Annotated in this window: 2 protein-coding genes; both read left to right on the plus strand. The window is 48.9% G+C overall.

Features of this window, described 5'->3' with window-relative positions; all coding sequences use genetic code 11:
- Positions 1-286, plus strand: a 286-nt coding sequence (locus tag ACWHAR_RS27765; RefSeq protein ID WP_452088526.1) for a polysaccharide biosynthesis protein, incomplete at its 5' end; no start/stop codon positions are given.
- 11 nt (positions 287-297) lie between these two features.
- On the plus strand, positions 298-679 hold a 382-nt coding region (locus ACWHAR_RS27770; RefSeq protein ID WP_452088527.1), incomplete at its 3' end, for a glycosyltransferase.

Consider the following 679-nt stretch of genomic DNA (forward strand, 5'->3'; position numbering starts at 1 on the left):
CAAAAACCTCATTCATTTGTCCGGCTACACGACTGAGCAGGTTCCAATCGAATTCACTGGCATTCGTCCGGGCGAAAAAATGTATGAAGAATTGCTGAACAAAAATGAAGTCCATGCTGAACAAATCTTTCCAAAAATTCACATCGGTAAAGCGGTGGACGGCGATTGGCCGGTGCTGATGCGCTTTATCGAGGATTTTCATGAGCTGCCGGAAGCCGACCTGAGAGCGAGGCTGTTTGCTGCAATCAATACATCAGAAGAAATGACGGCTGCCAGCGTTCATTAGGGGGAGTGAAAATGACGAAAAAGATATTGTTTTGCGCGACTGTTGATTATCATTTTAAGGCCTTTCACCTCCCTTATTTTAAATGGTTCAAGCAAATGGGCTGGGAGGTTCATGTCGCCGCGAACGGACAAACCAAGCTGCCGTATGTGGATGAGAAATTCTCCATCCCGATTCGCAGGTCACCTTTTGACCCTCAGAACCTGGCCGTTTATAGGCAGCTGAAGAAAGTGATTGACACCTATGAATACGACATTGTCCATTGCCATACACCGGTCGGCGGCGTTCTCGCCAGACTGGCGGCGAGGCAGGCACGGCGGCACGGAACAAAGGTGCTGTACACAGCGCACGGATTTCACTTCTGCAAAGGGGCACCGATGAAAAATTGGCTTCTTT

The sequence above is a fragment of the Bacillus sp. LR--39 genome, from assembly GCF_053613335.1.